The organism is Mesorhizobium sp. WSM3868 (genome assembly GCF_002294785.1).
GTDB lineage: Bacteria > Pseudomonadota > Alphaproteobacteria > Rhizobiales > Rhizobiaceae > Mesorhizobium.
The window spans coordinates 22,707-46,249 of sequence record NZ_NSGB01000004.1 but is presented as its reverse complement, the minus strand read 5'-3'; the positions used below and the strand labels follow the sequence as shown (position 1 = coordinate 46,249).

The window sequence follows — 23,543 nt, the reverse complement described above, 5'->3', positions numbered from 1 at the left end:
AATCTCGAAGCCCGCGGCAACCTGGCACATCGTCGGTTTCTTCCAGCTCTTCTTCTTCATTGCATTCTCCTCTTTAGCCAGCCCGAAGGGACCGGTCGTCATTGGCGCCATTGCGGGCAATGCAATGGCTCATCCATCACCTCACAATGGACAAATGAAACGCTGGGTTCTCAAACAGCCAAAAAACACAGGAACAGAACACAACTGCCTAGCTCAAGGATCAGTTCCTTAGCTCCGTCTCTCTCCCGTTCGATCAAGCTCACCCCGGCGACCAGTTGCGGCACCTTGCGCTGCATGCAGGGCCAGTCCGGATCGGTGTTCGCGGCCGTGGCGCCGGCGTGGGGCATGAGCATGACAGCCGCAACCAGGCTGCGAACAAGGCTCATCCGTTCCATCAACCGTTTCCTCCCGTGCCTTGCTTGCGGGTTATCAGGCCGCGCGAAGGGTCATAAGCGATGATGGCGCCCCCGAGAAACAGCAGCGTGCAGCCGGCGACGACACCCAGCGACACCCAATCGATCTGCCCGTAGAAGGCGAAGCGGATCAGCTCGACGGCATAAGTAAAGGGGTTGGCGAGGCAGAGCTTGTAAAGCAGCGGGCTCGCTTCCTGGATGCGCCATAATGGGTAGAGCGCCGGCGACGCGAAATAGCCGGGAAAGATGACGAAGTTCATGATGCCGGCGAAGTTCTCGAGCTGCTTGATCATCGAGGACAAAAGCATGCCGAGCGCGCAAAGCATCATCCCCGACAGGAACAGGGCCGGCAGCACGAATAGGTAACCGAGCGGCGGCCCCTTGACGCCCCAGAACCAGGCAACGATCAGAAAGGCATAAACCTGCGCGATCGACACGGAGACGCCGGCGAGCATCTTCGACACCAGCAGATACCAGCGGGGAAATGGGCTGACCAGCAGGATTCGCATATTGCCCATCTCACGGTCGTAGACCATCGACAGCGAAGACTGCATGCCCGAGAACAGCAGGATCATGCCGCACAAGCCCGGCGTGATGTAGACCTCGTAGAGCACGTAGGTCTTGTAGGGCGGGATGATCGAGACACCGAGCACCTGCCGGAACCCGGCGGCAAAAATGAACAGCCAGACGAGCGGTCGCACCAGCGACGAGATGAAGCGCTCGCGCTGGTGCAGGAAGCGCAGCCCTTCCCGCACGACGACGCCTTTGAGGCAGATGAGGTAGTGACGAAAGCCGAACGCGCCGGACTTCACCGGCGTGACGGATGCGACCTTTTCCGGCATTGCGGGAGTGCTCATGGCGAGATCTCCGCCTGGCCGGCTGCTTCGCCGCGGCTGAGTTTGGAAAAGGCGTCGCGGATCGACGCGGCGCCACTCGCTTGGACCACGTCGGCCACTTTGCCTTTGGCGACCAGGTCACCTTGCCGCAGCACGACGACATGGTCGCCGTCTTCAACCTCGTCGATCAGGTGGGTGGCCCAAAGCACGCCGATGCCCTCGGTTTCGACCAGCTTGCGGATGGTGGCGAGAATGCCCGCGCGCGATTGGATGTCGAGACCCACCGTCGCCTCGTCGAGCAGCAGCAGGGACGGGCTATGGAGCAGCGCCCGGGCGATCTCGATGCGCCGCATCTGACCGCCGGAAAGGCCGCGAGCCTTGTCATGCTGACGGCCTTGCATGTCGACCGTCTCGATCAGCGCTGCAATGCGCTGCCGGGCTTCATGCCGTCCGATGCCGTGCAGCGAGGCGTGATAGGAGAGGTTCTGGTATACGCTCAGGTCGAGGTCGAGCGTGCGTGCCTGGAACACAATGCCGACCCGCCTCAGCGCCTCGCCGGACGCACGGCGGACGTCATGGCCGAAGATGCGGATCGATCCCTGGCGCGTGTCGTAGAGGTGGCTGATCAGCGAGAAAAGGGTCGTCTTGCCGGCGCCGTTGAGACCGAGAAGGGCGGTGAAAGTCGCCGGCGCGATCGAGAACGAGACGTCGTTGAGCGCCCGCTTCGGACCATAGGAATGGCTGACGCCGGCGACATCGAGTGCCGCCGCTCCGATCCCCGTTTTCGCCGTCCTCGCATGCTGCATGGATGCTCCTTCAGGATGCTATCTAGCGCGCTCGACGTCTTTGGCCCCGGCTTCAGGCCTTAATCTTTCGGCTGCTTTTCTATTTGGGCGATATGACCACGCCCCACGGCTGCTGCCCCACGGTGACCGACTGAACCGGCTCCTCGGTCGCCGTATCGATGAAAGTGATGTCGTTGGAATTGCCGTTCGTCGTGATCAGTGTCTTCTGATCGGGGGTGAAGTCCAGATGCCAGACGCGCTGTCCGACGAGGATGTATTTTTCAACCTCGTAGGTTTCGGTGTTGATCACTGCGACATGGTTCGCCGGGCCGAGCGCGATATAGGCCTTCTTCCCGTTGGCGCTGATGGCGATGCCGACCGGCTGGATGGTTTCGGCTCGCAGTCCGGGAATCGCGAACTTGATCCTCTTCACGACCTGGCGCTTGGCGTTGTCGATGACGCTGACGGTGCCGCCGATCTCGGCACTGACCCAGGCCTGCGAGCCGTCGGGCTTGAACGCGGCGAAGCGCGGGCGCGTGTCGACCAGCACGTTGTCGGTTACCTCATGGCTCTCGGTGTCGATGAAATGCGCCATGCTGGTGGTCTCCGAGGTGTTGACCAGGGTCTTGCCGTCGGGGCTGACGGCCATGCCTTCGGGTTCCACGCCGACCGGGATCTCGGACGTGACTTGCTTGCTGTCGAGGTCGATCGCGGTGACCAGATTGTCGTTTTCGTTGGCGACGTAGAGCGTCTTGCCGTCGGGCGAAAGCACGAACAATTCGGGATCGTCGCCGGAGGGCAGCGTGCCGACGACCTGCAGCGTCGTGGTATCGATGATTTGGATCGTATTGTCGTCGCTGGCGCACAAATAGATGAACTTGCCGTCGTGCGAGATGGTGATGCCGCGCGGTCTCTGGCCGACGTCGGCGGTCTTGACCACCTGCATCGTTGCCGTGTCGACGACGGTGATCGTATTGTCCTTCTCGTTTGAGACGTAGGCCGTGTAGGCCGATGCCGGGTCGGCCATGACGCCGGTTGCGAGAATGGCGAGTATGCAAGCTCGGCTCTGCACGAATTCCTCCCGATCGGCGCTACTTGAGAACGCATTTCGTTTCCGGCTGATCGATGCCGAGGGTGTCGAGCTCGGAGACCTGGTGGAGATAGCCCTCCTGGGGAGATGTCGAGACGACCGATGTGGCATCGCCAAGCAGGATCGGCTGGCGAAGCTGGAGGTTCCATTTGCGGAAGGTCAGCTTCTGCCCCTTGAAGGCGGCGACCGAGAAGTCGTCCGAGCGGATGTAATCGCTGATCTTTTTCGGATCGCCGCCATTGGTGCGCGTGGTGGCTTCGCCGATGGCCCGCACGGCCGTCCAGGCCGACATGTCCTTGGACAGCATTCGCCGGCCTGCCGTCTTGAGGAAGCGATTTTGCATTTGAATGCCGCCCCACTGTTCACTCGCGGGATGCCATGACGATGCCACAAGACCGGCCGTGCCTGCGACGAGCCGCGGCGTCCAACTGCGGTAGGGCACGTAGGTCCCGAACACCTCGCTTTCATCGGCCACAAGCAGCACGTCATGCTCCGGCAGGTCTTGCGTGAATACCGAAATCTGTTGCTGTATCTGCGTGGCTCCGGTGTCAGTGCGGCGCGCCGTCCCGGTATCCTTGAATTCTTTCTCCGCGACGATCTGTCCGCCGAAGCGGGCTGCCGCGCGGCGCAACGCGTCGGCATAGAGGCGGTCCTCATCATGCGAGCCGTAGAGCAGCACCCAGCTCGGCCATTTCTTGACCATCAGATACTGGGCCAGAGCGTCGGCGAGCATGCTTCGCGTCGGCGCGATGTGGAAGACGTTTATGCGGCATTCCTCCTCGCGCAGTCTGTCGTCGGTGGCGCCGACGTTGAAGATAAGCACGCCCTTGTCGCGGGCGATGTCGGCGATCGACAGCAGCTGCTTGGCCGAGAGATCCGCGATGACATAGCGGTCGCCTTTGGAAATCAACGCGTTGAATGCCTCAACCGCGTCGGCCTCCGGTTTTATCTCGGTGACGTCGAGGCTGAATTTCTGATTGATGAACCTGCCCGTGGTGTTGTTGTCGCCGATGGCGACATTGGCGCCCGCGACACCTTCGTCACGCGGCGGCTCGTCCAGCAGGGAAAGCGTCAGGCGCGGCGCGTAGGCCCGTAAATAGCCTATCTTGATTTCGGTTGTCTTCTCGTCCGGCTTGATCGCTCCGGCCGGCTGCACGGTCGGTTGCTGGGCGAACGCACGCGGAGCAGCAGCGGTCAGGGACAGAAAGCACAAAAGGGCCGCCAAGGTGCCCGACACCGCGCTTGTCATCGACAAATCACCGTTCTTGCGCCTAAGTCCGATCGTTTGCCGGACCAGCGCGAAGTAAAGGTGCCCCAAGGCGAACTTAGAGAGCCGGCGGGATTTATCAACCTCGTGAGCAGGACGTCTCGGCTCTGCTTGCGACGGATCGCGGTCTTCAGGGCTGCTGGCCGCGCGACGGTCCGAAGCGGCCCGGACGTATCTCAGGGAAGAGGACGCGGGCTGCTTCGGCTGAACCATTTGTCTTTCGTCGCCCCCGCCCCCCCACCGGTTCACGCAGGTTTGCGCTCGGGACCACGGCGCTCCTGAAGCAAACTTGCGATTTGACGCCCTCAGCTTGACCTTGCGGCGAGGCCTGTCCTCTGATTCCCTGATCTTGGCGGGACCATCTGATTCGTTTGCTAGTTGCTCTGGCGCAGCCACTGCGTCCCGTAGAGAGATCACAATGACTGCCAAGCCGGAAATCCTGGAGATGAGACCTAAGATCACAGTTGTCGGGGTCGGCGGCGCTGGCGGAAACGCCGTCAACAACATGATCGCTGAAGGCCTGCAGGGGGTCGAGTTCGTCGTCGCCAATACCGACGCCCAGGCGCTCACCATGTCGAAGTCGCCGAGACTGATCCAGTTGGGTGCGCATGTGACCGAGGGCTTGGGCGCCGGATCTCTCCCCCACGTCGGCAGCGCGGCCGCCGAGGAATCCATCGACGAGATCATGGATCATCTTGCGGGAACGCATATGTGTTTCATCACGGCGGGCATGGGCGGCGGCACCGGGACTGGCGCCGCGCCCGTTATTGCGCGTGCGGCGCGCGATGCCGGCATTTTGACGGTGGCGGTGGTTACCAAGCCTTTCACGTTCGAGGGCAAGCGCAGGTCCCAGGCCGCCGAAGAGGGCATAGAACGCCTTCGCGAAAGCGCCGACACCGTGATCGTCATCCCCAACCAGAACCTTTTCAGGGTCGCCGACGCCAGGACGACGTTTGCCGATGCCTTCGCTATGGCGGACCGTGTTCTCTACGCCGGTGTCGGCTGCATCACGGATCTCATCGTGAAGGAAGGCCTGATCAATCTCGATTTTGCCGACGTGAAGTCGGTGATGCGAGACATGGGCCGGGCGATGATGGGAACCGGTGAGGCCTCGGGGGAGGGCCGCGCAAGGACGGCGGCCGAGGCAGCAATCGCCAACCCGCTGCTCGATGAGGCTTCCATGACGGGCGCCAGAGGCCTGCTGGTATCGATCTGCGGCGGCACGGACATGACGCTCTTCGAGGTCGACGAAGCCGCGACACGGATACGGGAAGAGGTCGACGCCGACGCCGACATTATCGTCGGCGCCATCTTCGACCAGGCGTTGGCCGGAAAGTTTCGGGTGTCGGTCGTCGCAACGGGTCTGCGGAAGAGCGAAGACATGCCGCAGCTTCAGCAGAGGATCGCCTGAAGCCGGCCTTCCTGGTTGGCGAGATCCCGCCGGCGAATCTCTACTCGTCGCTATGACTTGACCTGGTTGGCTTTCGGTGGCCTGCCCAGGCCCCTGCGGCCGGGATGGCGGCGAGCGGATCCTAGCTAGGGTTTTCAGTCGAACGAAGCTGGAGCAGATCAGCTGGCCATTCTTTAATAACGGGCCATTGTCTCGGCGATGAGGCCCGGGCGGGCTGCGATTTTTGCGCCGGCGCCGGTGAACATTTTTCCCCTGAGACAGTTTGGAGTGCCTTGGGGAATACCGGAAAGCCACTTGGACAACACGGGATTAACGGACAGCACGACCAGTGACGCGGAGCGCGTGCTCGCTGTCCGGTCCGCGGGTCTGCAGTGGATCACGGTGGCCGGCTCATATTTCGCCACTGAGGACGGCGAGCCGTGGATGCCGATCGGGCAGAATGACGCGATAAGCTGGCCTGAGCTAAATGGGCTGTTCCGGCGCAAGGACATAGCCGGCGTGGAGGCTCACCTCCGCTGGCTTAAGCAAAGCGGCGTCACCTGCCTCAGGCTGATGCTGGAATATGCTCAGGTCCGCCACCGCTACTTCGAGCGGCCGCTCGGTCGCTTCGTTCCTGCCATGGTGCGGCTGTGGGACGATCTTTTTCGTCTCTGTGAAAAGCACGGTTTGAGAATACTGCTCACCCCGTTCGATACATTTTGGCAGTGGCGGCACTGGCGTCATCACCCCTATAATCAGAGGAACGGCGGCGTGCTGGATCAGCCCTCGCGCTTTCTGGTCTGCACGGCCACGCGCCGCGCCATCAAGGCAAGGCTGGAATTCGCGGTGCGCAGATGGGGCGGCAGCGGCGCGCTCTTCGCTTGGGACCTCTGGAACGAGATCCATCCCGAGCAGGCCGAAGGCAGCGCCGACGATTTCGGCGACTTCATCCACGATCTCGGTGCTTTCGTTCGCCGGCTGGAGATTTCGCTCTACGGCCGCTCCCACCCGCAAACGGTTTCGCTCTTCGGACCGGAGCTTCGCTGGCGGGCGCACATGCCGCTCCGCGAACCCATCTTCCGGCATCCGGATCTCGACTTCGCCTCCCTCCACATCTACGAGGAGGGCACGATCGATCATCCCCGCGACACAGTGGCCCCGGCGCTCGGCCTGGGGCGGATCGTCGGCGAGGCCCTGGCCGAAACTCGCGATGGCCGGCCGTTCCTCGACAGCGAACATGGCCCGATCCATACCTTCAAGGACAAGAAGATCACGCTGCCGGAGCCGTTCGACGACGAATATTTCCGCCATATGCAATGGGCGCACCTGGCTGCCGGCGGTGCCGGTGGCGGCATGCGCTGGCCGAACCGTACGCCGCATATGCTCACACCCGGCATGCGGCGGGCGCAGCGCTCGCTGGCGGGTTTCCTGCCGCTGATCGACTGGAGTCGGTTCCGACGTGTCCATCTCTGCGGCCGGGTGCGGGTTTCCCGCCCCGATGTCGCGGCGGTAGCCTGCGGCGACGATGCCCAGGCGGTGGCCTGGTTGGTGCACCGCGAAACGATCGGGCCCAACGGCATGCTGCAGGCCGACGTGCAAACCGAGCCCGTCATGATCGACCTGCCTGGGCTGGCTCCGGGTAGCTACCACATAGTCGGCTGGGATACTGCGGCCGGCACGCAAGCGGCGGAATGGCGGGCGCAAGCGGACGGTAGGTTGAAGCTGGAGGTGCCACCGTTCGCGACCGATGTCGCGCTCGCGATCCGCCGATGCTGAGAGGGACCGAAGCCAGCCCGTCCGTCTCTGCTTTGCCTTGCTCGATGGCAGCTCCGAGACCTTGCCGAGACCGACCGGGAGTATCGGCGGTCTTCTAGATTTTCGCGGCTGAGCGGGGAACACTTCATCCACCTTCGGGTTCGGAAGTTATGCGTCATGCGCCGCCCGCGGCAGCCCGCTCAGCTTCGGCAATGAACGAGGACCCGATTATTCCACTCGCAAAAGCGATCCGAGAGCGCAATGCGGTGCTCTTTGTCGGAGCTGGTGTTTCGATGAGCGTGGGGCTGCCTTCCTGGGAGAAGCTGATTGAACGCATGGCGAGCGAACTCGGCCTGGATGGGGCGAGACCGCGTGATCGCTTCCAAACCCTGGCCGAGTATTACCGGATCAAGCATGGCAGCATCGGGCCGTTGCGCAGTTGGATGGACAGGCACTGGACCGTGACGAGGGAGAAGATTCGGGAGTCCGAACTGCATCGTCTGATCGTCGCACTGGATTTTCCGGTGATCTACACCACCAACTATGACCGGAACCTCGAAGTCGCCTTTGAGATACACGGCCGCGCATACGTGAAGGTGGCCAATGCTCGGGATGTCTCGAAGGCTCGCCGGGACGTCGCGTGCATCGTGAAATTCCACGGCGACTTCGATGACGATTCCTCGCTGGTCCTTACGGAAACCGACTATCTCGATCGGTTATCCTTCGATTCGCCGCTCGATGTGCGGTTTCGTTCCGATGCGCTGGGCAGCACGGTTCTGTTCGTCGGCTATAGCTTGTCGGACCTGAACATCCGGCTGCTGTTGCATCGGCTTTGGCAGACATGGAATCGATCGGGCTACGAGGCGGATCGGCCGCCGTCATACATTTTCATGGCGAGCCGAGACCCCGTCGAAGAAGCCGTGCTGGGGCGTTGGGGTATCTCCGTGCTCACAGGCGACAACGACGATCCGGAAGTCGGTCTCGTGAGTTTCCTCAGTCGGCTGGCCGAGGTTGTGAACGATCAGGAGATCACGCTGGGCTGAACGCCGTTCAGCACGCGGCAAGAACGAAGAATTTGCCCAACCCAAAGAGGGTTTCGGCCGTTGGTCGACCGTGCCGGCCAATCCAAGGAGTAAGAATGTGCCGCATGCCGTTAGCCCAAACGTGAATCCGGCTGCCAGCGCGGTCACATTCGACAGTTTTTTCATGGGCGGTTTCGAATGCTCCTCGCACCGGCGAAAGGATGGCGTGCGTCTCGATCTCGTGCGGGCGACTGGCCATGATTCTCACGCAGAACGCGACTATCGCGGCTGCGCGAACCTTGGGCTCAGAACTGTTCGTGACGGGCTACGCTGGCACCTGATCGAGAAGGCGCCGGGCGTGTACGATTGGTCGAGTTGGGCGCCGATGATCGAAGCGGCAAATCTCGCCGGCGTTCAGGTCATCTGGGATGTCTTTCACTACGGAACCCCCGATTATCTTGACCAGGGCGGGAAGGAGCTGATCGAACGCTATGCCGATTTCGCAGCGGAAGCTGTCCGGTTGCATCGGGCCGTCAGCGGGAAGCCTGCGCTCGTCTGCCCGATCAACGAGATATCGTTCTTCGCCTGGGCAGTCGAAGTGGGCTATTTTCCACCGGCCGGCCCAAGGCGAAGGGGTTGGTTCAAACGCCACCTCGTCAAGGCTGCCGTGCAAGGCATACGAGCCATGCGCGAAGCGGATCCAGAATGCCGGTTCATCTGGGCCGAGCCGCTTATTCACATCGCGCCGCGCGATCGAAGCCGCGCGGAAATGCGGGCGGCTGAAAAAGTCCGTCAAGGACAGTTCGAAGCGTACGACATGCTGATGGGGCGCGTCGAGCCGCAGCTTGGGGGCAGCGAAGATCTCATCGATGTCATCGGTCTGAATTTCTATCCGCACAATCAGTGGTACCTGCACGGGCCAACAATCCCGATGGGGCATCACGAATACCGGGCTCTGTCGGAAATGCTCGTCGAGGTCGCCCAGCGCTACCGACAGCCGATGTACATTGCGGAGACCGGTGCGGAGGGATCGGGGGGGCCGGCATGGCTTCACTATGTGTGCGACGAGGTGCGGGAGGCTATGAATCAAGGCGCGCCCGTCGGGGGTATTTGCCTTTATCCGATCACGGCTTACCCGGGATGGGACAATTCACGCCACGCCGAAGTTGGCCTTTTCTCCGTCATCCATGCGGATGGATCGCGTCGCACCCGTCAGCCGATGGCCGATGAACTGGCGAGGCAGCAGAGGCTGTTTGGCCAGCATTCTCGATCCACGCAGCCTTGCATGCCGGAGTAGCAAGCGGCTTTAGCCCGGCACAGCCATTGCCGGCTGCAAGGCGCCTCCAATTGGGACCGTCTTCTGAATGCGGGCGAAAGTAGCCAGAGCCTGACCCACGACCTGGTCCATGTTGTAATAGCGGTACGTCGCAAGGCGTCCGACAAACCAGACATCCGGGCGACTGGCGGACAAGGCTTCATATTGCTTGTAGAGCGCTTCGTTTTCCGGCCTGGGCACCGGATAATACGGATCGCCAATGTCGGTCGGGTATTCATAGGTGAGGCTTGTCCGGGCGTTCTTCTGACCGGTCAGATGCTTGTACTCGGTGATCCGGGTGAAGTCCTCCGTTTGCGGATAGTTGACCACAGCGACTGGCTGGAACTGTTCACAGTCGACGGTCACGTGCTCGAAACGCAGTGAGCGATACGGCAGGCGGCCAAGTCTCCAGTCGAAGAATTCGTCGACAGGGCCGGTGTAGATCAGCTTGCGGAACGGAATCCGGTCCCGGACCTCACGATAATCCGTCTGCAGCATGATCTTGATATTGGGATGGTTGAGCATGCGCTCGAACATGCGCGTGTACCCGTTCGCGGGCATGTGCTGGAAGCTGTCACCGAAGTAGCGGTCGTCGCGGTTGGTCCTGGTCGGAACCCGGGCGGTTACCGATTTGCTAAGCTGGGAGGGGTCTACGCCCCATTGCTTCCTGGTGTAGCCGCGGAAGAATTTCTCATAGAGTTCCCGCCCGACAGTGCTGACCACGACGTCCTCGGCCGTGTGGACTTCCTCGATCGTCTCGCGGCGAGACGCGAAGAAGTCTTCCAGTTCCACCGGATCCAAATCGAGACCATAGAGGCGGTTGATCGTATCGAGATTGATGGGGATCGGGAGAAGCATTCCGTCGACCGCCGCCAGCACACGATGTTCATACGGCCGCCATGTCGTGAAGTGTGACAGATAGTCCACGATGGACCGGGCATTTGTATGGAATATGTGCGGCCCGTAGCGGTGGATGAGGATGCCTGCTTCGTCGTAGCAGTCATAGGCGTTACCCCCGATGTGATTGCGGCGATCGATGAGGAGAACACTTTCTCGCCGCTGCGAGGCAATGCGTTCGGCGAGAACGCTGCCGGCGAAGCCGGCGCCGACGATCAGCCAGTCGAACATGGTCAGGCGCTCCTGCGGAACGGGACGACCTTTTTCCTCGCACTGGCGTTCCTGATGTGAGCGGCCATGCCATTCCATGTGCGCTTCCAGGACATGTCCGCGAGATAGGCATCGACCTGCGGAAGCCGCGCCTCGCGCGATTGGGTAAGGACGGATCGCAGCTTGGTGTCGACGTCCTCGGCGTCCACTATGTCGACGAGCCCGGCTGCGCCGTAGGTTCGCACAACATCGACAATTGCTGTTGAAACCACCGGCAGGCCAGCGGCGAGGAACTCCGGCGTTTTTGTCGGGCTGATGAAGCGTGTGGCCTCGTTGAGCGCGAACGGCATCCAGCCGGCGTCCCAGTGGCGCAGATAATCTGGAAGATCGGCATAGGCTTTCCCGCCGAGCCAATGCAGATTGCCCGCTGTCGGCAGGCTGCTCGGGTCGATCTTGACCACCGGACCGAGCATGACGAAATGCACGTCCGGCATGGCCTTGGAGGCCTGGGCCACGAGATCGATGTCGAGGCGCTCGTCGATGACGCCGAAGAAGCCCACCCGTGGATGAGGAATGCCGAATTGATCGGCCGGGTCCTTGCCGGGTGTCCTTGCCTTGTGGAAGTGGCTGACGTCGATGCTGCTCGGAAACGGATAGATGGCACGGTGCTGGCAGCGCTTCGCTTCAAAGAGGCTCAAGCCGCCGGTGAAGACCACGTCGGCGCGCCCGAATAGCGCTCGCTCCATCATGGCCAGCTCGGTTGGCGCATTCTTGAACGCCGAAAGTTCGTCCATGCAGTCATAGACGCAGACATCGCAATTGATGTGCGCGCTGAAGCGTAGGGCCATGGGCGTGTAGTACCAGGCGGTCAGGTTGGTGTGCGGCGTCGAAGCGATGATCCGGTCGAGATATTTGCGCTGCACGGCATCAGCTCCGGCCGGGCTTGTGCCAATTGGAAGCAGAGGAGTCGCGACCCGAATTGCCGGCGCCACCTCTGAGAAACGCATCGAGGGATGCGAGCGCTCCTCGAAAACAGGTTCCTCGAAATAGATAATCTCATGCTCCTTCGCGGCCAAGGTAAGAATATGCTGTGGACGCTGATAGACAAAATTCCATCGTAAATGAGAGAAGCATATAAGTAAGTCTTGCGTCTTCGTAGTTTTTCTGCGAGTTGGTATTCTTATTGCCGCGTCCATACAAATTTTCCCTAGTGGCAGCACAGGTTTATATTGCGATTAACATTTGTTAATCGCAGGCAGCGGAGGCCAGCTCCGCCTTTCCGTCTAACTTTCCGTCGAATAACTTGTTCCAGCCGCGAACCGTTAAAGCGGCGAAGGATCTTAGCTGCTGCCCTTGGCAGGTGCGGCCAAGATTCGCACGCAGCTTCCTGGGGACGGTCACTCGGTGGCCGTATTTCGGTAGCATGGGCAGCTAAGCTGTTCGACGGCTCCAACGATTCGCCTGGACCGGAGCCAAACGAGCCTCAAACGGCCGGCAATTGCTGGGGCAAGTGATGAAGATCGAGTTCGAGACGAATGTGTTCCCGCTCTTCCATCCGCAGGCGGTGGATGATCTCAAGGATCCATGCCCCGTCTTTGACGGCAGGCTTTGGCACGTCTTCGGCTCGAGCGGCACGGTAACAACCGAGAGCTGGAAGATACTTCACGCAACCGCGCCGGAGCTGCATGGTCCCTGGACGGAGCACGAGCCCATCGAGCTTCCTGTCACAGGATCGGGCGTTGCCGCGCCCGGTGTTGTCTACGAGCTCGGCGTCTTCCACATGTTCATCCAGACCGAGTTCATGAAGTCCGGCGGCCGCTGTGAGCACGCGGTGTCGAATGATGGCTTCAACTGGGTCGTGCTCAACCCGGCAATCCTGTCGATCCCTGGCACGGACGAAGATGGGATCTATGATCCGCATCCGGCGATCATCGGCGGCAAGCGCTACATCGTCTATTCCGGCATGCCGAAATTCAGTCGTGTGCCGCAACCCGACATCTACCTGGCGCGCAGCCAGTCGGACTCGTGGTTCGGACCTTGGAAGCGGCTGGGCAGGATCCTCGACCATAGTGATATCCCACACCACAATACGCGCGATGATCCCGACTACGAGTGGGGGATCGAAGGCGCCCAACTGGTCGAGCTCCCCGATGGCCGCGTGCTTCTGAACGCCACGTGCTTCCTTCCGCGGGGAGCGCGAGGAAGCCGACAACGCGTGTTTTTCGCCATCGCCGCCGAGGTTACCGGACCCTACGTCTCGGTAGGTCCGGTTCTTGATCCAGGCGGGCCAGGAGAAAACGGTCACTCGACCGTCATGATCGAGGGCGAACAGCTCACGCTTTTTTACCAGAGCCGTGTCGCGGCGACGAACCATCGCTGGCGATATGGCCTCGCCAGATGCGATGTCAGCGTCCTGTCGAAGGTTGCGTGACAGCCCGGGTTCCGACCCGGCGGGGTTCAATCATTTCAAAGCATAGAGATAGGCCGCGATATCACGCGCCTGCTGCTCGGTGATCCTCGTCGATGGCATGGCGGTGTGCGGATTAATCTCTCTGGCGCCGCGTATCCAGCGGATCAGGTTCTCCGGATTGTTCGCCAGCACGCCGCCGATAATGACCCGGCCGGCGAGGCTGGCGTCGAGGCGCGGGCCGACCTGACCTTGCGCGCCCGGCACGCCAGGGATCGTATGGCAGCCGGAGCAGCCGTTCGCGGTCATGATCGGAATGGCGCGCGCGCCCACGCCGCCGGTTGCCGCATCCGACTCGTGCCGGACACGATCACGCCGGTCGGCCCATAAGGCCACGGCGGCGACGGCTACGGCAACTACGATCATGGCGGCGAGGGCGCCGGCGATCAGTCTAGCCAGATCGGAGCGCATGCGTCGCCTCCCTGGTTCCGCTCTTGCTTATCCAGAGGCCGGCGAGCAGCAAAGCGGCTCCGCCATAGATCAGGCCAGCCGGAACCCACATCACCAGACCCGCAAGCTGCTGGTCCTCGATCGGGCTTAAACCCCACAGCGCTGCGCCACCGGCATTTTCCGGATACCAGAGTTTGGGCGACAGCAGCAGCAGCACGCCGAGCAGGCCGGTGTGCATCGAGGTGAAGAAGAGATGCATGACAGCGCTGCCATAGGCCTGCTGCCGACCGGAACGGGGCAGAAGCGCCCACCAGAACAGCAAGGCAGTGCCGAGGAAGCTCGCATGCTGGGTATAGTGCAGCACGCCCCGCTGCAGGGCTGCCTCGAACAGGAACGGGATGTGCCAGATCCAGATGGCGATCGCGTGGATGATTGTTGCGTTGAGAGGGCGGCTGGCGAAGGCCCAGACCGCCTGCAGCATCTTGCCATGCGTGAGCCTTCCCGTTCTCTGCCGAAACGCGACCGGTAATGCCCATACCAGGGCCGCGCCGGGGCGGGCTGCAACCAGCAGCGGAGCCGCCAGCGCCATCAGCAGCTCGTGCTCGATCATGTGAGCGGCAAAGACCCGCTCGCCGAGCGCATGGATCGGGCTGACCAGCGCTCCCGTCAGCACGCACCACCCTGCGGCGAACAGCAAGGTTTGTCGTATCCGCTCTGGTCGGCCTCGGCTGCTGCGGCGCCACAGCCGGTTGGCGCCGGTCGCATAGACCAGCGCGAGCGCGGCCAGCGGAAGCGTGATGGGAAGGGCAAGCGTCCACCCGGCCTCGGGCGCGCCGGCGCCGTAGCAGATCGAGGTCGAGAAGAACGCCTCGAAGCTCATCGCAGGCACTCGTCGAGGATGAGCGCGGCGCTGCCCTGGATGACGATGACGAGGGCAAACAGCAAAGCCGAAAGCATGCCGAGATCGGCGATGAATCGCTCGGTGCTGCGTGTACGCTCCGGTTTGAAGGCGGCGCCGCCTTGCCGCTTCGCCTGCCACGACAGGACGCCGCCGAGGAGCGAAAACACCATGAGCACCAGTGCGACGGGAAGCACCACCGGGACCTGGCGATTACATTGCCAGGGCACCAGCGCGTAATTCAGCTGCGTAGAGATGGCCCAGGCCAGAGGCCCCGACACAAGACCACCCCAGGACGTTCCCAAACGCAGCGCGCGCATCAGCCTAGCCTCGGGACCCAGTAGATGAGCAGATAGATCGGGATCCAGGTCAAGACCACGAAATCCCAGTAGAAGACGTTGTCGCCGACGTCGCCGAAACGCCGGCCGCTATAGGCGTGGCGCGTGAACATCAGCACTGTCAGAACGATCGTGTCGCCGACATCGGTGATCAGATGGATGGTGTGCAGGCCGAGCAGCACCCAGAGCATCGAGCCATAAGCGTTGGTGTCCCAATAGATGTTCAGGGCCGGAAACTCGAACCAGCGCACGATGAGCGGCACGCTGCCGAGCAGCGACATCACCACCATGCCGATCCGCACCGGCCCGATGGCGCATTGCTTGGCGTAGCGGTTGAGGAGGTGGTTCGGCACCAGGCTGACGATGAGAAGCAGCGTCACGATCGTTCCCGGCAAATGGTTGGGCTCCGGGGCGCTCAGACGCCAGTTGGGCCACAAGGTCGCCAGATACAGATAAGCGCCGGCCGCCAGCGCAAAGCCCATTCCTTCCAACGCCATGAAACCGAGCGTACCCCACCAGGTCGGGCTGCGCGGACCAAGCCCGAAGCTTGGCAGGCCCGACAGATCGGCGGCGGGACGCTGCTTCATTCCTCGTCCTCCGGCGTATCTTTCGGCCAGAACCAGCCGATCAGGGTGATCGCGATCGGCGCGGCGCCCCAGACGATCGCCCAGGGCGTGAAGATCGAATACAGAAAGGTGCCGCCGACAGCGATCGCAGCGAACAAGGGCCAGATCGACGGCGTCGCCGATTTCTCGCGGATATCGGGATGCGCTTCCGCCACCGTCGAGATGAGGAGCTCGCGCACATCGACGCGAAGGCCGGTGGCGACGGGAAGGGCCTCGCGTTCGGCCCAGAGCGGCTCGACATTCGTGACGATTGGAATGCGCGCGAAATTATAGCTTGGAGGCGGCGAAGACGTGGCCCATTCCAGCGTGCCGGCATCCCAGGGATTGTCGCCGGCCGGCGCGCCTTTCAAGGCGCCATGCACGAGGTTGAAGGTGAACAGCACGAAGCTCAGGAAGAAGAGCACCGCGCCGCCGGTGATGAACAGGTTGATGTTCCCCCAGCCAAGCTCGGCCGGATAGGTATAGACCCTACGCGGCATGCCCCACAGGCCGACAAGGTGCATCGGGAAGAAGGCCGCGTTGAAGCCGATGAAGGCCAGCCAGAAATGCCAGCGTCCGAGGCGCTCGCTCATCATGCGGCCGGTGATCTTGGGGAACCAGAAATAGGCGGCACCCAGCAGTGGGAAAACCGAGCCACCGATCAGCACATAGTGGAAATGCGCGACGACGAAATAGGTGTCGTGCACCTGCAGGTCGAGCGGCACCGAGGCCAGCATGACACCGGTGAGACCGCCAATGACGAAGATGAAGAAGAAACCGAAGACGAAGAGCAACGGCGTGCGGATCACCGGTCTGCCGTCCCACAAGGTCGCCAACCAGCAAAAGATCTGCACGCCGTTGGGAATGGCGATCAACATGCTGGATGCCGTGAAGAAGCTTGCACCGAGGTTCGGCAATCCCGTCGCGAACATGTGGTGGACCCAGAGACCGAACGACAGGAAGCCGACCGCGATCAACGACAGGACCAGCCCGAGATAGCCGAACGCCGGCCTTCGAGCGAAAGCGGGAATGATCGCGGAGACGATGCCTGTCGCCGGCAGGAAGATGATGTAGACCTCGGGGTGACCGAAGAACCAGAACAGGTGCTGGAACAGCAGGGCGTCGCCGCCCTCCGCTGGATTGAAAATATGCGTTCCGACCAGTCGGTCGAGGATCAGGAAGGTCGAGGTGATCATGACCGCCGGCATGGCGAAGACGACGACGAATGAGGTCACCAGCAACGCCCAGACATAGAGCGGGATCTTGTCCAGCGACATGCCTGGCGCACGCTGCTTCAATACGGTGACGATGGTCGCGACGGCGACCGCCAGCGATGAGACCTCGGTATAGGTGATCATCTGCGCCCACACGTCGGCGCGCTTGCCGGGACTGAATTCGGGACCTGACAGCGGCACATAGGCGAACCAGCCGACATCCGGCGCCATTGAAAGGGCGAAGGACACCCAGGCGAAGAGGCCTCCCGAGACATAAATCCAGTAACTGAACGCGTTCAGGCGCGGAAAGGCGATGTTGCGGCTGCCGACCATCAGCGGCACCAGATAGATGCCGGTCGCCTGGACGATGGGCACGGCAAACAGGAACATCATGGTGACGCCATGCATGGTGAACAGCTGGTTGTAGAGGTCCGGCCCGATCAGGCCGCGTTGCGGTCCCGAAAGCTGGATGCGCATGGCGACGGCGCTCAGCCCGCCCAGGCACAGAAACCCGAATGCCGTGATCAGATAGCGCCTTGCGACGACCTTGTGATCAACGCTGGACAACGCGCCGAGGATGCCGGGCGGCGTCCGCCATGTGCGCGCGAGCCAGCGGTGAAGGCTGGCATCGTCCATGCCGGTGTCGCGCGGCCCATCACGTTCGGGGGCAACGTCGCCCTTGGCAGTCGCCTCACGTTCCGGCGGCAGGTCGCGTTCGCTGGCCAGGTCCGCGCTGCTCATTTCAGGCCCTCGAGATAGGCGACGATCGCGTTGAGCTCGTCGCCATTGAGCTCGACCACCGGCATGTGGGAGCCGGGCTTGATGCCTTGCGGATCGGCTATCCAGGCGGCGAGATTGCCGCGGCTCATCGTCAAGGTTCCCGCGGCAAGTGTTTGCCGGCTGGCAATATGGGTGAGATCCGGAGCGACCGTTCCGCCCACGGGCGTGCCGCCGATCTTGTGGCACATCACGCAGGGACGCTTGAGAAACAAGTCTGCGCCCGCCTTCGCCTCGTCGCCCGTCGGGGCTGCGGCCGGCTGCAGCTGGTCGTTCCACCAGGCGTCGAACTTTGCCCGCGGCTCGGCGATGATAAAGGTGCCCATGTTCGCATGCTGCGCACCGCAGAACTCGGCGCACTGGCCGCGATAGGTTCCGGGCTTGTCCGCCTTGATATCCAGCACGTTCATGTGACCGGGGATGAGGTCGAGCTTGCCGGCCAGACTTGGGATCCAGAAGGAATGGATCACATCGGTCGAGGTCAGAAGAAGCCGCACCGGCTCGCCGGCGGGAATGTGGATTTCGTTCGCCGTCGTCAGGATGCGGCTCGGCGTGGCATCCTCATAGCGCACCTCCCACCACCACTGGTGCCCGGTCACCCGAATGGTGAGCGCAGCGTTCGAGCCGATTGCCGCAAGCGTCCTGTTGGCGAAGAAGCTGAGCAGGGTCAGCCCGACCAGCGTCGCTGCGGTCAGCCCGACAGCGATGACCACAACGCGCAATTTGCGATGGTCGGCGCTGGCGTCGAGCATCAGCGGCTCGGTGCGCCTGGGTGGCCGCATCAACAGCGGTGCGGCGAGAGCGATCATCACCAGCACCCACACTACCGAGCAAAGCCCTACGAAGAACCAGATCAGCCATGCCAACTCGTTCGCCGCGGGGCCTTTCGGGTCGAGGGCCGATTGCCAGCCCGCGCATCCCTGGAGAGAAAGGACGCTTGCCGCGGCAAACGCCATCGAGGCGAGGCCTTTCACGGCGACTTCCCCAGCGTGGCGGCATCCGGCATGCGGTTTTCCGACGGATGGGGCATCATGTCGTCATTTCGCTGTGGCGCAGCGGAAGAGGGCGCGTTGCCGCTTAGCGAACGCACGAAGGCCGCCAGTTCCCAGATCTGATCGTCGGGGATCTTGTTGCGGAAGCTCGGCATCCCGTTCGGACGTCCGTCGCGGATGGTGGCGTGAATGCTTTCCATCGAGCTGCCATAGATCCACTTCTGGTCCATCAGCGCCGGGCCCATGCCGCCGCCGCCATTGGCGTGGCATCCCGAACAGTTGAACCAGCCGAACAGGCGCTTGCCCTCGCTGAGATGAAAGGCGTTCGCCTCGAAGCTCGCTGCCTTGTTGTTGCTGGGGGAGGGCCTTTGGCCGCCAGGTTCCAGCGTAGTCACGGGCGTCGGCTGCCCGCCGGAGCCGAGCGAAGATTGGGGACGCGTGTCCCGCTCCTCGCGCTGGCATGCCGCCAAGGCAAGCGTCACGGACAGCAGCGTCGCGAAACCCAGCCTCATCGCACCGGGCTCCCGGCGATGTCGAGAAGCGGAACGCCATATTGCGTCAGAACCGCGTCGATCTCGGCCTTGTGCCTGGCGAGCGCGCTATTCACATCGCCGCGCAGTCGATCGTCCTCGCGCCGAACGCCCATCGAGATGTCGTACATCAGCGGCAGTTGCGGTCCATCAATGCGAGGTGTGACCGGCGTGATCCGGAGCGGCACCTTTTGCTTCGTAGCGAAGTAACCGGCGAGCGGGCCCCAGACCACGGCGACGTCGACCTCGCCGCTCGCGACAGCTTCGACGATGCGCGCCACAGGGTTAGGAGCGGAATAGTCTCCGTAGACCGGGTAGCCGACGAGATGTCCGACAATGCCGCGACGGCCAAGCGCCTGGACCGGCGGCGAATTGGCGCCGTCATCGCCGATGAGCTGAACGCCGATGCGCATGTCGCGCAGCCGTGGATCGTTAAAGGACGTTACGTCCGGCCCATCCTGTCGTGCGACAAAGACGTAGGAGGATCTGTAATAGGGCGAGGTGGTGCGCAGCATTTCGACATTTGCGGGCGTTCCGAGCACCAGATCGCAAAGCCCGGCTTTCAGCGTGTTGCGAACGAAGCCGCGGCGCTGCGCCCACCAGGTGTAGGTAAGCTTGGCGCCAAGGTCGGCCGCAACGATCTCGGCGATCTTGTTCTCGAAGCCTTCGCCGCTGGCGTCGGAGAACGGCATGTTGTTGGGATCGGCGCAGGCGCGGAGTTCCCGCGCATCCGCCGCGCCGGCCAGAACCAGCCAGACCAACGCGACGAGACCGGCCACGAGGGCCCGCAGGGAGGATCTTTTCGCCAGTGCCGTCGGTTTGAATGCATCAAGGCAGTCGGAACACATAGAGCGTGCCTCCCGCCGTTGTCGTGTTTTTCAAGTCCTTCATTGCGTTGACGAAACCGAGCGCAGCAGTGGCATCGCGTGGGTCGAGATCGCCCGAGACGATGGCGCCGGCCCAGCCGCCGACGCCGGACAGGATCGCGACATATTGGTGTCCGTCGGGGCCGCGATAAGTCACCGGCTGGCCGATGATGCCGGAGGAGGTCTTGAACTGCCAAAGCAGTTCGCCGGTCTTCGCGCTGACGGCCTTGAACCAGCCTTCCATGGTTCCGTAGAAGACGATATCGCCGGCGGTTACGACCGCGCCGCTCCATACCGGGAAGTTTTCCTTGAGGCTCCAGGCCGGTTTCTCTGCGGCAATGTCCCAGGCAGTGAAGGCGCCCCGATTGCCGCCGGGGCCTGGGATCATTCGCACGTTCATTCCGACATAGGGCGTGCCGGCGATGTAGTTCACCTCGACGCCTTCCTCGTCCATGCACAGATTGTTGTGCGGGATATAGAGCAGGCCCGTCTTCGGCGAGAAGGCGGAAGGCTGCCAGTCCTTGAGCCCCGAGGCGGTCGGGCAGATGTCGCGGACGACCTTGCCGGTCCCGGTCTTCTTGTCCGGGTTTGCCATCAGCCTGCCCGTCTTGAGATCCACACCCTTGCTGGAGTTGACGGGGCCATAGGGTTTTGCGGACAGGACCTCGCCGGTGGTGCGATCAAGGACGTAGAGATAGCCGTTGCGCTCCGGCCGGACCAGCACCTTGCGCGGCTTGCCCTGCCAGTTCATGTCGAGCAGGATCTGCTCATTGATGCCGTCATAGTCGTGCAGATCGTGCGGCGTCCACTGATAGAACCATTTAGCCGCTCCGGTATCGGGGTCGCGGGCAAAAATGCCCGATGTCCATTTGTTGTCGCCGGGGCGCAGGTCAGGGTTCCAGGGGCCTGGATTGCCGGTGCCGTGGAAGATCAGATCGAGATCGGGATCATAGGAGATCCAGCCCCACATATTGCCGCCCCCGATCTTCCAGGCCTCCGGCGGCCATGTCGTCACACCAAGGTCCTTGCCCTTGTCCATGTCGTAATGCGGCTTGAAATCCGGGCCGATCAGCACCTCCTTGTCGGGACCCGTGCTGAAAGCCGTCCATATGACATGGCCATCGCCGGCGTCGAGCGCCTTGACCCAGCCGCGTACGCCCATCTCGCCGCCCGAATTGCCGACGAGCACTTTGCCCTTCACCACCAGCGGCGCCATGGTGAGGGTCTCGCCGACATTGATGTTGCCGATATGGGTGTTCCAGATCGGCTGGCCGGAGTTCGCATCGAGCGCTATCGTGTGGCCGTCCAGCGTGTTGAAGAAGATGCGCCCGTCGGTGAAGGCGGCGCCGCGATTGACGACGTCGCAGCACGCCACCCCTTGTGCCGCGGGCTCGGGATTGGGTTCGTATTTCCACTTGATCGGTGCGCCAGGTTTGGAGAGGTCGAGCGCGTAGACGATGTTGGGAAAGGGCGTCACGATATACATCGTGCTGCCGACCACCAGCGGTGCCGCTTCCTGGCCCTTGTTCACGCCGGTCGAGAAGGTGAAGGCGACCTGCAGGTTCTTGACGTTGCCTGCATTGATTTCCGCGAGCTCGCTATAGCGGGTCGAGGCGTAGTTCTTGGCTGGCATCGTCCATTGGCCGTCGTCGGGCGGGGCGGCGGAGGCCGGCGGCGAGATCGCAGGCGTCGAGGGCGACTCCGAGGCGGCCATCAGAACTGGGAGACAGGCCAGCATCATCGCCCCAACAATGCTTAATCCCGCATATTGCCGCGCAGCCCGGGTGAGGCGAGCGCGTCCGGACTGCGCACACCTCGCCGTCAGCTGTCGCGCTGCCTTCATTTCGGGACCGAGCCTCCGACGCTAGCGCCCAGTTCGGCGGCTATGTCGGCCTCGCGCCCGGCGCAAAGCGGATGACCCCAGCCGGATGCGCTTTTGCCGCCTGGGTCGAGGTCATAGATGATGGCGTCCTTGCGATTGGGGTTGACGCCTGCCGGAACCTTGTCGAGGCCGAGCGCTGCGCGGACGCGCCAGGCGACGTTGTGGTCGGCGCAGGAGGAATCGCCGCTGACCCCGAGGCCGCCGACGATCGCCTTGCCGTCGTACAGGGCCAGGCCTCCGCCGAACACCACCACGCCTCCGATCGGTTTGCCGATCAGCGGATCATTGGGGCTGCCGAATGTCTTGGCGTCGCCGGCGTAAGCCGCCGCCTGATTGACGGGGTTGGTGGCCTGCAGGCCGAACAGCGGCCCGCCTGGTTGCACCCCGGCATAAAGATTGGCGGTCGACAGGGCCATATTCGCCAGGCTGAGCCCGTTGGCCGTGTTGGCCTTCTCGGCCGCGACCAGCCGGCCGCCGGGCCATTGGGCGTCCACGGTAGGGCCGCTGAAGGCGACGGCGCAGACCGTACCGTCACGGGCAACGATCGCGGCCCATTCATTGGTCTCGAAGCCGCCATTTGCCGGCCCGCCACTCGCCCTGACATTGGCCTTCAAGACCGACAGCAGTTTGTCGTGATCGGCCGGGCAGGGCGCTTGCGCCCAAACGGGATTGTGCGGCAGCACCGCGATGGCCAATAGCAGGAGGCCAAGAGCGACCGACGGACACTGGCGGTAATGCATGGCGCTTCGGAACACCTTGTTCAACGCGGCAACAAGGCAACAACCGAAGCCGGGCGGCAGAAACTCCGGTCTCGCCGTTCTGCAAGCTGATCCTGCTCTTGCTGCGCGAAACCGAACGGACAACGAGCCCCTTTGTTCCTGCTGCCCAGAAAGGGACTGCAAGAATTGCGTGTGGCAGGTGCATCCATATCGAAGTCCGACCCAACCGCACCAAGGCCCTGGCGGTGCCATCACCGCTCCTGGGAGGCGGCCAGCGTTCCTCGATCGCTGCAGCCGTCAACAGCAGGAGGTACGCGGCTGCTTGGTCTTGCGACATGTGCAGTAGAGGAACCAGCTGTGCCGCCCTGCGTTGGACGGGCAATGGAGCAGCTTCGTTCAGATTTCGCGCCGATCGCACAGCCCGGTTACTGGCTGGCCCTGCTGCTTTTGTTGCTTCCCTATGGGGTCGGCGTGTTCTTCCTCATCAGGACGTGCCACTGCCTGTGACTTGATCCGCTGCCTCGGCGGCGTCGAGCTCGAGGCAAGGCGCGCTCGCGCAAATCCCGGTCTGGATCGCCCAACTGACGAACACTTTCCTGGCCGCGGCGACCGGCCCGCGGCCATCATATGCCGCGCAGCAAGCGTCGCTGGCCAAACCGTGCAGGCGGCACCGCTTCTCGAAGGGCCACTCCTCCAGGAATTCGATGGCGTCCATCGCGCAACGGATTTTCCTCACGCCAAATGGCACGTCATCAACAAGGACAGGTTCAGCGAACACATCAGTGCTCATTGCGCCTGGTTCTGCCGCGCCGTGGTCGTGACCATAGTTGTCGCTTTGCCGAGAAATCAAAGCACGCCCAGCGGGCTCCCCGAAGACATTTGGGC

Annotated in this window: 23 protein-coding genes; 5 read left to right on the top strand and 18 right to left on the bottom strand. The window is 62.6% G+C overall.

Going from position 1 to position 23,543, the window contains the following annotated elements:
- Nucleotides 1–170: 170 nt before the first annotated feature.
- From CK221_RS08495 to CK221_RS08475, 5 genes are all read right to left on the bottom strand, one after another.
- Nucleotides 171–395, bottom strand: coding sequence for a hypothetical protein (locus tag CK221_RS08495; protein ID WP_095782962.1), 225 nt, complete (start codon nt 393–395; stop codon nt 171–173).
- Nucleotides 395–1,255, bottom strand: a complete 861-nt coding sequence (locus tag CK221_RS08490) for an ABC transporter permease (protein WP_179295103.1) — start codon at nt 1,253–1,255, stop codon at nt 395–397. Before CK221_RS08490 ends, CK221_RS08495 begins: the two co-directional genes overlap by 1 nt.
- 11 nt (nt 1,256–1,266) lie before the next feature.
- Nucleotides 1,267–2,055, bottom strand: coding sequence for an ATP-binding cassette domain-containing protein (locus tag CK221_RS08485; RefSeq protein ID WP_095777410.1), 789 nt, complete (start codon nt 2,053–2,055; stop codon nt 1,267–1,269).
- Between the two features lie 79 nt (nt 2,056–2,134).
- Nucleotides 2,135–3,106 (bottom strand): YVTN family beta-propeller repeat protein, encoded by a 972-nt coding sequence (locus CK221_RS08480; protein ID WP_095777409.1) that lies wholly within the window; start codon nt 3,104–3,106, stop codon nt 2,135–2,137.
- A gap of 19 nt (nt 3,107–3,125) precedes the next feature.
- Nucleotides 3,126–4,373: an ABC transporter substrate-binding protein gene (locus CK221_RS08475; protein ID WP_095777408.1), complete on the bottom strand. Its 1,248-nt coding sequence runs from the start codon at nt 4,371–4,373 to the stop codon at nt 3,126–3,128.
- A gap of 436 nt (nt 4,374–4,809) precedes the next feature.
- On the opposite strand from CK221_RS08475, the gene ftsZ reads away from it, so the two are divergent.
- The 4 genes from ftsZ (at nt 4,810) to CK221_RS08455 (ending at nt 9,855) form a co-directional block, all read left to right on the top strand.
- Nucleotides 4,810–5,802 carry a cell division protein FtsZ gene (ftsZ, locus tag CK221_RS08470; protein ID WP_067328519.1) on the top strand — a complete coding sequence of 331 codons (993 nt, stop codon included), beginning with the start codon at nt 4,810–4,812 and terminating at the stop codon, nt 5,800–5,802.
- 294 nt (nt 5,803–6,096) lie between these two features.
- Nucleotides 6,097–7,557, top strand: a complete 1,461-nt coding sequence (locus CK221_RS08465; protein ID WP_210200031.1) for a hypothetical protein — start codon at nt 6,097–6,099, stop codon at nt 7,555–7,557.
- A gap of 191 nt (nt 7,558–7,748) precedes the next feature.
- Complete coding sequence (locus CK221_RS08460) at nt 7,749–8,579, top strand: SIR2 family protein (RefSeq protein WP_095777407.1); 831 nt, start codon at nt 7,749–7,751, stop codon at nt 8,577–8,579.
- Nucleotides 8,580–8,676: 97 nt separating this feature from the next.
- Complete coding sequence (locus tag CK221_RS08455) at nt 8,677–9,855, top strand: beta-glucosidase (protein ID WP_095777406.1); 1,179 nt, start codon at nt 8,677–8,679, stop codon at nt 9,853–9,855.
- A gap of 9 nt (nt 9,856–9,864) precedes the next feature.
- Here CK221_RS08455 and glf read toward each other — a convergent pair whose 3' ends face one another.
- Both glf and CK221_RS08445 read right to left on the bottom strand, forming a co-directional pair.
- Nucleotides 9,865–11,001 carry a UDP-galactopyranose mutase gene (gene glf, locus CK221_RS08450; RefSeq protein ID WP_095777405.1) on the bottom strand — a complete coding sequence of 379 codons (1,137 nt, stop codon included), beginning with the start codon at nt 10,999–11,001 and terminating at the stop codon, nt 9,865–9,867.
- A 2-nt stretch (nt 11,002–11,003) separates the two neighbouring features.
- A complete protein-coding gene (locus CK221_RS08445) occupies nt 11,004–12,176 on the bottom strand; it encodes a glycosyltransferase (protein ID WP_095777404.1) in 1,173 nt (390 codons plus the stop codon).
- Nucleotides 12,177–12,493: 317 nt separating this feature from the next.
- Between CK221_RS08445 and CK221_RS08435 the strand changes: the two genes are divergently transcribed.
- Entirely contained in the window at nt 12,494–13,411 is a 918-nt protein-coding gene (locus CK221_RS08435; protein WP_095777402.1) for a hypothetical protein, read from the top strand.
- A 30-nt stretch (nt 13,412–13,441) separates the two neighbouring features.
- On the opposite strand, the gene CK221_RS08430 is transcribed toward CK221_RS08435, so the two are convergent.
- The 11 genes from CK221_RS08430 to CK221_RS08380 all read right to left on the bottom strand — a co-directional run bounded on the left by CK221_RS08430 (nt 13,442) and on the right by CK221_RS08380 (nt 23,448).
- Nucleotides 13,442–13,858 carry a c-type cytochrome gene (locus tag CK221_RS08430; protein WP_066993840.1) on the bottom strand — a complete coding sequence of 139 codons (417 nt, stop codon included), beginning with the start codon at nt 13,856–13,858 and terminating at the stop codon, nt 13,442–13,444.
- Nucleotides 13,839–14,717 carry a cytochrome c oxidase assembly protein gene (locus CK221_RS08425; RefSeq protein ID WP_095777401.1) on the bottom strand — a complete coding sequence of 293 codons (879 nt, stop codon included), beginning with the start codon at nt 14,715–14,717 and terminating at the stop codon, nt 13,839–13,841. Before CK221_RS08425 ends, CK221_RS08430 begins: the two co-directional genes overlap by 20 nt.
- On the bottom strand, nt 14,714–15,055 hold the full coding sequence (locus CK221_RS08420) for a hypothetical protein (RefSeq protein WP_095777400.1): 342 nt from the start codon (nt 15,053–15,055) through the stop codon (nt 14,714–14,716). The genes CK221_RS08425 and CK221_RS08420 overlap by 4 nt, the downstream gene beginning before the upstream one ends.
- The gene (locus CK221_RS08415; RefSeq protein ID WP_095777399.1) at nt 15,055–15,660 is read right to left on the bottom strand and encodes a cytochrome c oxidase subunit 3; all 606 of its coding nucleotides are present in this window, start codon (nt 15,658–15,660) and stop codon (nt 15,055–15,057) included. The genes CK221_RS08420 and CK221_RS08415 overlap by 1 nt, the downstream gene beginning before the upstream one ends.
- Nucleotides 15,657–17,633 (bottom strand): cytochrome c oxidase subunit I, encoded by a 1,977-nt coding sequence (ctaD, locus tag CK221_RS08410; protein ID WP_095777398.1) that lies wholly within the window; start codon nt 17,631–17,633, stop codon nt 15,657–15,659. The genes CK221_RS08415 and ctaD overlap by 4 nt, the downstream gene beginning before the upstream one ends.
- The gene (gene coxB / locus CK221_RS08405; RefSeq protein WP_245430592.1) at nt 17,630–18,643 is read right to left on the bottom strand and encodes a cytochrome c oxidase subunit II; all 1,014 of its coding nucleotides are present in this window, start codon (nt 18,641–18,643) and stop codon (nt 17,630–17,632) included. Before coxB ends, ctaD begins: the two co-directional genes overlap by 4 nt.
- Entirely contained in the window at nt 18,640–19,173 is a 534-nt protein-coding gene (locus tag CK221_RS08400) for a c-type cytochrome (RefSeq protein WP_066993828.1), read from the bottom strand. Before CK221_RS08400 ends, coxB begins: the two co-directional genes overlap by 4 nt.
- Nucleotides 19,170–20,039, bottom strand: a complete 870-nt coding sequence (locus tag CK221_RS08395; RefSeq protein ID WP_095777397.1) for a substrate-binding domain-containing protein — start codon at nt 20,037–20,039, stop codon at nt 19,170–19,172. Before CK221_RS08395 ends, CK221_RS08400 begins: the two co-directional genes overlap by 4 nt.
- The gene (locus CK221_RS08390) at nt 20,020–21,771 is read right to left on the bottom strand and encodes a methanol/ethanol family PQQ-dependent dehydrogenase (RefSeq protein ID WP_245435177.1); all 1,752 of its coding nucleotides are present in this window, start codon (nt 21,769–21,771) and stop codon (nt 20,020–20,022) included. Before CK221_RS08390 ends, CK221_RS08395 begins: the two co-directional genes overlap by 20 nt.
- A 125-nt stretch (nt 21,772–21,896) precedes the next feature.
- Nucleotides 21,897–22,679: a heme-binding protein gene (locus CK221_RS08385; RefSeq protein ID WP_067329090.1), complete on the bottom strand. Its 783-nt coding sequence runs from the start codon at nt 22,677–22,679 to the stop codon at nt 21,897–21,899.
- A gap of 463 nt (nt 22,680–23,142) precedes the next feature.
- Nucleotides 23,143–23,448 (bottom strand): DUF982 domain-containing protein, encoded by a 306-nt coding sequence (locus CK221_RS08380; protein WP_170950352.1) that lies wholly within the window; start codon nt 23,446–23,448, stop codon nt 23,143–23,145.
- Nucleotides 23,449–23,543: the final 95 nt, after the last annotated feature.